At 76.1% G+C, this 10,292-nt stretch carries 8 protein-coding genes and 1 pseudogene; 4 read left to right on the top strand and 5 right to left on the bottom strand.

Features of this window, described 5'->3' with window-relative positions:
* Positions 1-59: 59 nt before the first annotated feature.
* Positions 60-728, top strand: coding sequence for a hypothetical protein (locus EF903_RS34190; RefSeq protein WP_185902746.1), 669 nt, complete (start codon positions 60-62; stop codon positions 726-728).
* 85 nt (positions 729-813) lie between these two features.
* On the opposite strand, the gene EF903_RS20955 is transcribed toward EF903_RS34190, so the two are convergent.
* The 5 genes from EF903_RS20955 to EF903_RS35340 form a co-directional block, all read right to left on the bottom strand.
* A complete protein-coding gene (locus EF903_RS20955; RefSeq protein ID WP_125545414.1) occupies positions 814-2,277 on the bottom strand; it encodes an NAD(P)/FAD-dependent oxidoreductase in 1,464 nt (487 codons plus the stop codon).
* An 86-nt stretch (positions 2,278-2,363) separates the two neighbouring features.
* Positions 2,364-2,735: a co-chaperone YbbN gene (locus EF903_RS20960; RefSeq protein WP_125545416.1), complete on the bottom strand. Its 372-nt coding sequence runs from the start codon at positions 2,733-2,735 to the stop codon at positions 2,364-2,366.
* Positions 2,736-2,822: 87 nt separating this feature from the next.
* Complete coding sequence (locus EF903_RS20965) at positions 2,823-4,262, bottom strand: aldehyde dehydrogenase family protein (protein WP_125545426.1); 1,440 nt, start codon at positions 4,260-4,262, stop codon at positions 2,823-2,825.
* Positions 4,263-4,412: 150 nt separating this feature from the next.
* Positions 4,413-5,612 (bottom strand): thiolase family protein, encoded by a 1,200-nt coding sequence (locus tag EF903_RS20970; protein ID WP_125545418.1) that lies wholly within the window; start codon positions 5,610-5,612, stop codon positions 4,413-4,415.
* A 159-nt stretch (positions 5,613-5,771) separates the two neighbouring features.
* A complete protein-coding gene (locus tag EF903_RS35340) occupies positions 5,772-7,130 on the bottom strand; it encodes a TIGR02452 family protein (protein ID WP_125545420.1) in 1,359 nt (452 codons plus the stop codon).
* Positions 7,131-7,261: 131 nt separating this feature from the next.
* On the opposite strand from EF903_RS35340, the gene EF903_RS20980 reads away from it, so the two are divergent.
* The 3 genes and pseudogenes from EF903_RS20980 to EF903_RS20990 form a co-directional block, all read left to right on the top strand.
* Positions 7,262-8,677 carry a glutamate-cysteine ligase family protein gene (locus EF903_RS20980; protein ID WP_125545422.1) on the top strand — a complete coding sequence of 472 codons (1,416 nt, stop codon included), beginning with the start codon at positions 7,262-7,264 and terminating at the stop codon, positions 8,675-8,677.
* A complete protein-coding gene (gene egtB, locus EF903_RS20985; RefSeq protein ID WP_125545424.1) occupies positions 8,674-9,996 on the top strand; it encodes an ergothioneine biosynthesis protein EgtB in 1,323 nt (440 codons plus the stop codon). The genes EF903_RS20980 and egtB overlap by 4 nt, the downstream gene beginning before the upstream one ends.
* A pseudogene (locus EF903_RS20990) lies at positions 9,996-10,292 on the top strand (class II glutamine amidotransferase); the annotation flags it as partial. The gene egtB and the pseudogene EF903_RS20990, both read left to right, overlap by 1 nt.

A 10,292-nucleotide genomic window follows, 5' to 3' on the forward strand; every position in this document is an offset into this window, starting at 1 on the left:
CTGCACGACACCGCCCCCTCCCGCTCCACACGGCACCACGATCCCCAAGGAGCACAGCCATGAGCCGTACGCGCACCGCGGCCGCCCTCGGGCTGGCGGCCGCCGGCGTCCTGTCGGTGGCCTCCGCCACCGCCACCGCCTCCACCGCAGCCGCCCCGTCGCCCCGGCCGGCCGCCGGGCCCACCACCGTCACCCCGGCCGGGCACGCCTTCACGGCCGCCCTCAGCGGCAAGGCCACCCTGAAGGCCGGGTCGGTGACCGTCACCTGCTCGGTCTCCGTCTCCACCGGCACCGTCCCCGCCGCCCCCGGCAACCACAACCCCGCCGGGCCGGTCTCCTCGCCGATCACCCCGCCGACGTACAGCTCGTGCACCGCGAGCATCCCCGGCGTCACCCCGACGGTCACGACCAGCGGCGCCTGGTCCGTCTCGATGCAGCACGGCTCGCCGATCACGGCCGTCATGACGGTGCCGGCGGGAGGCCTGGTCCTGAAGACGACGGGGCTCGCCAACTGCACCGTCACGACCGCGCCGTCCGGGCCGGCGAACGTCAGCGGCGCCTGGACCAACGGCGCGCCGCCCAGCCTGACCTTCACCAACGCGACCGTCCCCGTGAGCGTCACCGGCGGCTTCGGCTGTCCGACGAGCGCGACCACGTCCACCTTCAACGCCGTGTACAAGGTCACCGACACCACCGACCCGGCGCAGCAGATCACCGTCGGCCCCTGACGGGCCGGTCGGGCCCGGCACACCGCAGCCCGCCGCGCCACGGACCGCATCACGCGGTTCCGCGGCGCGGCGGCACCGCTTCCGGTCAGTCGCCCTGGTCCCGGTACGCCTCCAGCAGCCGCAGCCAGACCTCGCTGATCGTCGGGAAGGCGGGGACGGCATGCCACAGTCGGGCGATCGGGACCTCCCCGGCGACCGCGATCGTCGCCGCGTGCACGAGTTCGGCCGCGCCCGCCCCGACGAACGTCGCCCCGAGCAGCACCTCCCGGTCCAGGTCGACCACCATGCGCGCCCGCCCGCGGTAGCCGTCCGCGTACAGGCCCGCGCCGGAGACCGCCCCCAGGTCGTGGTCGACGGCCCGGGCCCGGTACCCGGCACGCTCGGCCTCCGCCAGGGTCAGGCCCACCGCCGCGGCCTCCGGGTCGGTGAAGACGGCCTGGGGCAGGGCCCGGGTGTCGGCGGTCGCCGCGTGAGCACCCCAGGGCTCGGCCGCGGCGGCCGCGGCGGCCCCGTCCGGGGCGGCCGTCCCGGCGGCGGCGCGGGCCGCGATCGCGGCGCCCGCGATCCTCGCCTGGTACTTGCCCTGATGGGTGAGGAGCGCCCGGTGGTTGACGTCGCCGACCGCGTACAGCCAGTCGTGGCCCGGGACGCGCAGGCCCTCGTCCACGGAGATCCAGCCCCCCGGCTCCAGGCCGACGGTGTCCAGTCCGATGTCCTCCGTCCGCGGCGCCCGGCCCGTCGCCATCAGCAGCTCGTCCCCCTCCAGGATTTCGCCGCCCTCCAGCACCACCCGCACGGGCCCGTCCGCGGCGTCCCGTACGACCGCCTCGGCGGACACCCCGGTACGGACCACCGCGCCGGCCTCCCGCAGCGCCTCGGCGACCAGCTCGCCCGCGAAGGGCTCCATGCGCGGCAGCAGCCGCTCCCCCCGCGCCAGCACGGTGACCTGCGAGCCCAGCGCCTGCCAGGCGGTGGCCATCTCTGCTGCGACGACGGAGCCGCCGACGACGAGCAGCCGGGGCGGCACCCGGTGCGCTGACGTCGCCTCGCGGCTGGTCCACGGCCGGGCGCCGGCGATGCCCGGCAGCGGGGGCACGATGGCGCGCGAGCCGGTGGCGACGACCACCGCGTGCCGGGCGGAGAGGAGGAGGTGCTCGCCCTCGGCGCCCTCGACGGCGACCCGGCGCTCCCCGGCGAGCCGGCCGTGCCCGCGGTGGAGGTGCGCGCCGATGGAGGCCAGCCAGTCGAGCTGGCCGCCGTCCTTCCAGCCGCCGGTCCAGTAGTCGCGGTGGTCGAAGACGGCCCGTGCCTCCAGCGGGCCGCCGACGGCGCCGGCGAGCCCCGGCACCCGCCGGGCGTCGGCCCTGGCGAGCGCCGGGCGCAGCAGCGCCTTGCTGGGGATGCAGGCCCAGTACGAGCATTCGCCGCCGACGAGTTCGGCTTCGACCAGGGCCGTGCTCAGCCCGGCGGCGCGGGTCCGGTCGACGACGTTCTCGCCGGCCGGGCCGCCGCCCAGGACCACGACGTCGTACTCCACCGCTTGCGTCACGCGCGCCTCCAGGGGGATCCGGGGCACGGCGGGACCTGGGTCAGCCCGGGGCTCGGGCCCCCGCCGGGCCCTGCGTCCCCGCCACCTTAGCCACGCTCCTCCCCCGCCGCCGCGATCTTCGCGCGGACCTCGTCCATGTCGAGGGCGCGGGCCTGCGTGATGAGGTCGGTGAGGGCGGCCTCCGGCAGGGCGCCGGGCTGCGCGAACACCGCCACCTGGTCCCGGACGATCATCAGGGTGGGGATGGAGGTGATCCCGAAGGCCGCCGCGAGCTCCTGTTGCGCCTCGGTGTCGACCTTGCCGAAGACCAGGTCGGGGTTGGCCTCGGCGGCCTTCTCGTACACCGGGGCGAACTGCAGGCACGGCCGGCACCAGCCCGCCCAGAAGTCGATGAGCACGAACGGGTTGTCGCTGACCGTCCGGTCGAAGTTCTCTTTGGTGAGCTCGACAGTAGCCACGGCTTTCGAACCTCCTGGTTGGGGCGTACCCCGTGAACGACGGACCACCCCGGGGAATTCCGCTCGGCCGGCGCGACGGCGCAACGGCTAGAACGGGTGTGCGGCCGGAGTGGATCGCAGCGTGGTCCAGCGCAGCTCCGTGAACGCGTCCAGGTTGGCCTCGCCGCCGAAGCGGGCGCCGGTGCCGGAGGAGCCGACCCCGCCGAACGGGGCCACCGCCTCGTCGTTGACGGTCTGGTCGTTGACATGCGCGATGCCGGTCGGGATCCGCCCGGCGAGCTCCAGCCCGCGCGCCGCGTCCCGGGTGACGATGCCGAGGCTGAGCCCGTACGGGCCCTGCGAGGCCAGAGCCACGGCCTCGTCCTCGGTGGTGAACGACCGCACCGGCGCCACCGGCCCGAACACCTCCTCCGCGTACGCGGGGGTGTCGTCCTCGACCCCGGCCAGCACGGTGGGCCGGTAGAACAGGTCCCGGTGCGTGCCCCCGGCGACGAGCTTGGCGCCCTGCCCGGTGCTGGCCTCGACCAGCGCGTGGACGCGGTCGAGCTGTGTGCGGTCGATGAGCGGCCCCAGGTGCACCCGCTCCCGGTACGGGTCCCCCACCGCGAGCGCCTCGGCCTTCGCGGCGAGCCGCTCGACGTACTCGTCGTACAGCGAGGCGTGGACGAGGTGCCGGCCGGCGGTCATGCAGATCTGCCCCTGGTGGAAGAACGAGCCCCAGGAGGCCTGCGCGACCGCGGATTCGACATCGGCGTCGCGCAGCACGACGAGCGCCGAGTTGCCGCCCAGCTCCAGGTGCATCCGCTTCAGGTGGCGGCCGCCCAGCTCGCCGACCGCCCGGCCGGAGGCTGTCGACCCGGTGAACGACACCACCCGCACCAGCGGGTCCGCGACGACCGCCGCCCCGGTGTCGGCTCCGCCGGGCAGCACCTGGAGCAGGTCCGCGGGCAGCCCCGCCGCCGCGAACACGGCGGCCAGGGCGAGCCCGCCGCACACGGCGGTGCGCGGGTCCGGCTTGAGCAGGACGGCGTTGCCCAGGGCGAGCGCCGGGGCCACCGAGCGGATCGACAGGATCAGCGGCGCGTTGAACGGGGCGACGACGCCCACCACACCGGCGGGGACCCGGCGGGTGAAGGACAGCCGGGGTGCCTCGCTCGGCAGGACCTGCCCGGCGGGCCGCGACGCCAGCGCGGCGGCCTCGTGGCACTCCTGGGCGGCGACGTGCAGCTCGAAGTCGGCCTTGCCGGGTATGGAGCCGGACTCCCGAACCAGCCATTCGCGCAGCTCGTCGGCGTGGGCGGCGAACAGGTCCCCGGCCCGGCGCAGTACGGCGGCGCGCTCCGTGTGCGCGGCCCGCGCCCACTCCTGCTGGGCTGCCCGGGCGCGTACGGCGGCCTCGGCCACGTCGGCGGGGGCGGCCAGGCGGATGGAGGCGAGGGTGTGGCCGGTGGCGGGCTCGACGACCGGCGCGGTGGCGCCGGTGAGGGTCGGTCCGTCCTGCCGGGAGGTCGGGTCGAGGAGCGGCATGGCGCGGGCCTCCGAAGGGGGTTCGGCGGAGCGGGGGGCGGCGGCACGCGCCATCGTGCCAGACGGGAAGGCCCGGTTCTGTCGGGTTCTCGGGCAGTTGAGGGCCCTCCCTGACCGGAAACGATCGCCCCGGCGCCCCGCCGCTCCGGCTCAGCGCTCCAGGACGAGCGCGATGCCCTGCCCGACGCCGATGCACAGCGACGCCACGCCCTTGCCCGATCCCGCCGCCGCGAGCTGGTGGGCGACCGCGCCGGCCAGCCGGGCCCCGGAGGCTCCGAGCGGGTGCCCGATCGCGATGGCCCCGCCGCGCGGGTTGACGACCGCCGGGTCCAGCTCGGGCCAGGACGCCAGGCAGCCGAGCGCCTGGGCCGCGAAGGCCTCGTTCAGCTCCATGACGGCCAGGTCGGCGAAGCCCGTACCGGCCTTCTCCAGGGCCCGCTGCACCGCCTCGACCGGGCCGAGCCCGAACAGCTGCGGCTCGATGCCGGTGACCGCGGAGGCGCTGATCCGGGCCAGCGGCTCCCGCCCGGTGGCCCGCAGCCCCGCCTCGTCGGTCAGCAGCAGCGCGGCGGCGCCGTCGTTCAGCGGAGAGGCGTTCCCGGCGGTGACCGTCCCCGTCCCGTCCGTACGGAAGACCGGCTTCAGCTTGGCCAGCGCCTCCATGGTGGAGCCCTCGCGGACGGACTCGTCGCGCTCCAGCTCCACGCCGGGGAACGGCACGACCTCGTCGGCGTACAGCCCGGCCTGCCAGGCGGCGGCCGCCTTGCGGTGGCTCTCCAGCGCGAACGCGTCCTGCTCTTCCCGCGTGATGCCGTGCTTCTCCGCGACGAGCTCCGCTCCCTCGCCGAGCGACACCGTCCACTCCTGCGGCATCCGCGGGTTCGTCATCCGCCAGCCGAGCGCCGTCGACCACATCTGCTGGTGCGTCGCCGGGTAGGCCCGCTCCGGCTTCTGAACCACCCAGGGGGCCCGCGTCATCGACTCGACGCCGCCCGCGATGGCGACGGAGGAGTCGCCGAGCGCGATGGAGCGCGCCGCCTGGACGACCGCCTCGAGTCCGGAGCCGCACAGCCGGTTCACCGTCACACCGGGCACCGTCACGGGCAGGCCCGCCAGGAGGACCGCCATGCGCGCCACGTCGCGGTTGTCCTCGCCGGCGCCGTTCGCGTCGCCGAAGACGACGTCGTCGATCCGGGCCGGGTCGAGGCCGGGCGTCCGGTCCACCAGCGCGCGCACGACGTGCGCGGCGAGGTCGTCCGGCCGGACCCCCGCGAAGGCACCGCCGAACTTGCCGACGGGGGTGCGGACGGCGTCGACGACGTACACGTCGCGGACGGTGCGGATGCTCATGGCGTCTCTCCTGGGCGGATCCGTACGGGCGGCGCCGCCAGGGTGCCGCCGTCGGCACCCGTACGACGCCGGGCGCGCCCGGTGGGGCGCGCCCGCAGTCTCCGTCCGCCGGTCACCGCCTGTCAACGGCCTCCCGGAGCGCACCGGACCGGCCGCCGGTCAGGTGGACTCCCGGCGGACGGCCTCGGCGGCCGCCGGCCCGTACCGCCCGGCCGATTCGGCCGGCTCGCGCACGGCGCGGTCCACCAGCTCGGCGAGCCGCTCCCCGGCCGGCAGCGCGAACCGCACCGTGCTCAGCCGGGGCCTCAGGAGCCGGCCGAGGAGCAGGTCGTCGGCGCCGATCACGGCGACGTCCGCGGGCACGCGCAGCCCCGCGTCGTGGAGCGCGGCCACCAGCAGCAGTGCGTACTCGTCGTTGTACGCGAACACGGCGTCGAGCCCGCCGGACCGCCAGCCGGCGGCGAGCGCCGCCGCCGACTCCTCCGTACGGGCCATGGGCAGGGCCACGGCCCCCGCCGCTCCGGCGGCGCGCACGGCACGGCGGGCGCCTTCCAGGCGCGGCCCGGAGAACGGCTCCAGCCCGCCCTCCACGGGGACGACCACCCCGATCCGGCGCCGCCCCCGCTGCAGCAGGTGCGCCGCGGCCCGGGCACCGACTTCGGCCTGGTCGAGGACGAGGGCGTGTGCCCCGGGCACCCGGGTCGGCCCGACGGTGACGACCGCCCGCGCCCCGGCCCGCTTCAGCGTCTCCACGTTGTGCGCCGAAAGGACGACCCCGCCGACGGAAATCACCGCGACGGGCCGCAGCTCGGCCCAGGCCCGGGCCGCCTCGTCGCCGCCGAGGCCGGGCCTGCCGTACTGGACGACGGTGTAGTCCATGCGGTGCAGGGCGGCCGTCTCCAGGACGCGTTCCGCGCGGCGGGCCAGGGCGGCCGGGATGTCCGGGGCGCGCTCGGGTTCCTGGCGGCGGATGGTGCCCGCGTTGGGGGCGGGCGAGGTGAGGAAGCCGGCGCGGAACGGGGTGTCGAGCAGTTCGCCGCGGTCGTCGCGGAAGACGGGCACGCCGGGTGAGTGGATCACCCGGTCGGTGTAGAAGGCGCTGTGGCCCGCGCGGTGGACCTCGTAGTACCCGGGGGCCATGAGCAGCGTCTCGTAGAGGGCGGAGGCCCGGCAGAGGGCCTCCTCCTGCGCCTTCGCTCCGCGGAGGTAGCCGCCGCCGGGGTTGCGGGCCGAGGCGAAGTTCAGCACCGCCACGGGGTGCGGTCCGTCCTGCGCCTCCACGAGCCTGCGGGCTGCGGCCGTGCTGCTCTCGGCCGTCACCTCGATGGCGGTGTCATGGGCCCCGGCCGAAAGTTGCTCGTCTGGAATGACCTGGTTTGGTCCATATAGTCTGGTTCCGGCCTTGGACTCCTCCAAGGCGGCGGCCACGGAAACCAGCCGCCCCGACCGTGTCCGGTACCCGCCGGCCGCAAGGATGGTCGCGTTCTCCCGCGCGATCTCGCGCAATCTGCTGCTCACGCCGCCATCATCGAGGGCAGGGCAGTGCCCCGGCCAACGAATTGACGGCAACGCGGCGCGAATCGGCCCTTCGATCCCGTGAAGGACGGGTAGGCATGGTCAAGTCAACGGTCCAGGACAGGAGATCGGCCATGCACCAGGACTCGACCGACCCGTCTGCCGCCCGGTCACCGGGCGACCCCTCCCCCGCTCCCTCCCCCATCAGCGAAGCCGGAGCCGAGGACCTCGTCCGCGGCATCTGCTTCAAGACCGGCCCGCCCCGCATCCTCGGCGCCGAACTCGAATGGCTCGTCGTGGACGCCGAGCGCCCCGGCGAGCTCGTGTCCCCGGAGCGGCTGAACGCCGCGCACGACGCGGCGCGCGCCCTCCCTCTGCGGTCCGGCTTCAGCATCGAGCCCGGCGGCCAGTTGGAGCTCAGCTCCGCGCCGGCGTCGTCGCTCACCGAGTGCCTCGACGGTCTGCGGACCGACCTCGCCGCGGTCCGCTCCGCGCTCGGCTCCATGGGCCTGGGCCTGCAGGGCTCGGGCTGCGATCCGCGGGGCGCGGTGCCGCGCCTGGTGGAGAGTCCGCGCTACGACGCCATGGAGAGCTACCTCGACCGCTCCGGCCCCGGAGGGCGCTCGATGATGCGGGCGTCCGCGTCCGTGCAGGTCTGCGTGGACGCCGGGTTCGAGGAGCCGGGCCCCTTCGGGTACGGCCGGCGCTGGCGGATGGCGCATCTGCTGGGCGCGGTGTTCGTGTCCGCGTTCGCCAATTCGCCCGCGGCCTCCGGCCGCTATGCGGGCTGGCGGTGCGCCCGGCAGGGCATCTGGGGCGACCTGGACGCCCGCCGTACGCTCGCCCCGCCCCTCGATGCCGAGCCGCGGGCGGCGTGGGCGGGGCACGCGCTGGACACCGAGGTGATGTGCGTACGGTCGCACGGCGACGGGCGCGGCGCGTGGGCGGTGCCCCGCGGGGTGACGTTCCGCGACTGGCTGCGTGCCGCGGCCGCACCGGACAGCCGGGACGGCCGGGACGGCGGCGCGGGTGGCGGAGGTGGTGGCGGCGGCGGCCCCGCGGGTCCGGCCGCGACGCTGCGGCCGCCCACCGCGGAGGACCTGGAGTACCACTTGACGACGCTGTTCCCGCCGGTGCGTCCGCGCGGGCACCTGGAGCTGCGGATGATCGACGCGCAGCCCGGCGACGACGGCTGGCTGGTGCCGGTCGCGGTGGTGCACGCCCTGTTCGACGATCCGGAGGCCGCGGAGACGGCGTACCGCGTGGCGAAGGGGCTGGCCGACGGGTACGGGCCGCAGGCCGCGCCGCGCAACCGGCTGTGGCGGTCCGCGGCCCGGTTCGGGCCGGCCGATCCGGAGCTGCGGGCCGCGGCGGCGGTGTGCTTCCGGGCGGCGGTGGAGGCGCTGCCGCGGCTCGGGGCGGCCACGTACGTGGTGGACGCGGTCGGCGGTTTCACCGACCGGTACGTGCGGCGCGGGCGCTGTCCCGCGGACGACCGGCCGCCGGGCCCGGAGGCGGGCGCGGCGGCCGGGACGGGGGTGGCGCGGTGACGGCGGAGTCGTACGTTCCCGGCTCGTCGGAGGAGGTGCGGGCGCGGGCGGTGCGTGCCCTGGCGGCGGCGCGGGCGCGGACCGCCCTGCTGACGGACGCGGTGTCGGACCGGGACCTGACCGCGCAGCACTCCCCGCTGATGTCGCCCCTGGTGTGGGACCTGGCGCACATCGGGAACATGGAGGAGCTGTGGCTGCTGCGCAACGTGGGCGGCCGTGAGGCGATGCATCCGGAGATCGACCCGCTGTACGACGCGTTCGAGCATCCGCGGGCGGAGCGGCCGAAGCTGCCGCTGCTGGGGCCGGCGGAGGCCCGCCGGTACGCGGCGGAGGTCCGCGGGCGGGTCTTCGACCTGCTGGAGGGGACGGCGCTGGAGGGGTCGGCGCTCCTCGACGGCGGCTACGTGTTCGGGATGATCGCGCAGCACGAGCAGCAGCACGACGAGACGATGCTGATCACGCACCAGTTGCGGCGCGGGGAGGCGGTGCTGGCGGCGCCGGACCCGGATCCCCCGGCGGGCCCGCCGCCCGCCGCGGCGGAGGTGCTGGTTCCGGCCGGGCCGTTCACGATGGGCACGTCGGCGGAGCCGTGGTCGCTGGACAACGAGCGGCCCGCACACGTCCGTCAGACCGCGGCGTTCCGGATCGACACGGTGCCGGTGACGAACGCCGCGTACCGGGCGTTCATCGAGGACGGCGGCTACCGGGAGGAGCGCTGGTGGGCCCCTGAGGGCTGGGAGCAGATCCGGCGGCACGGCATCGGCGCGCCGCTGTTCTGGCGCCGGGAGGGGGGCCAGTGGCTGCGGCGCCGGTTCGGCGTGACGGAGCCGGTGCCGGACGCGGAGCCCGTGCTGCACGTCAGCTGGTACGAGGCGGACGCGTACGCCCGCTGGGCGGGGCGGCGGCTGCCGACGGAAGCCGAGTGGGAGAAGGCCGCCCGCCACGATCCGGCGACGGACCGCTCCAGGCGCTACCCGTGGGGCGACGAGGACCCGACGGAGGCGCACGCCAACCTGGGCCAGCGGCACCTGCGGCCGGCTCCGGCGGGCAGCTATCCGGCGGGGGCGTCGCCGCTGGGCGTGCGGCAGCTGATCGGCGACGTGTGGGAGTGGACGTCGTCGGACTTCCTGCCGTACCCGGGGTTCCGGGCGTTCCCGTACCGGGAGTACTCGGAGGTGTTCTTCGGCCCGGAGCACAAGGTGCTGCGGGGCGGTTCCTTCGCGGTGGACCCGGTGGCCTGCCGGGGCACGTTCCGCAACTGGGACCTGCCGGTGCGCCGGCAGATCTTCTCCGGGTTCCGGACGGCGAGGGATGCCTGATGTGCCGCCACATCGCTTATCTGGGGCCGCGGACGGCCCTGGGCCGGGTGTTCAGCGACCCGGAGCATTCGCTGGTGGTGCAGTCGTGGCGGCCGCGCCGGCAGCGGCACGGCACGGTCAACGCCGACGGCTTCGGCGTGGGCTGGTACGCGGAGGGGGACCCGGCGCCGGCCCGGTACCGGCGGGCGGGCCCGATCTGGGGCGACCTGACGTTCGCCGACCTGGCCAGGGTCGTCCGGGCGGAGGCCGCGCTGGCCGCCGTGCGGGACGCGACCCTGGCCAGGTCGGCGAACGTC

The sequence above is a fragment of the Streptomyces sp. WAC05292 genome, assembly GCF_003949955.1.
Classification (GTDB): Bacteria; Actinomycetota; Actinomycetes; order Streptomycetales; family Streptomycetaceae; genus Streptomyces; species Streptomyces globosus.

Coding starts and splice junctions, on each gene's coding strand:
- EF903_RS20965 (WP_125545426.1), bottom strand. CDS start 4,262: ATGCCGCTCCTCGACCCGACCTCCCGGCAGGACGGACCGACCCTCACC.
- EF903_RS20970 (WP_125545418.1), bottom strand. CDS start 5,612: ATGAGCATCCGCACCGTCCGCGACGTGTACGTCGTCGACGCCGTCCGC.
- EF903_RS34190 (WP_185902746.1), top strand. CDS start 60: ATGAGCCGTACGCGCACCGCGGCCGCCCTCGGGCTGGCGGCCGCCGGC.
- EF903_RS20980 (WP_125545422.1), top strand. CDS start 7,262: ATGCACCAGGACTCGACCGACCCGTCTGCCGCCCGGTCACCGGGCGAC.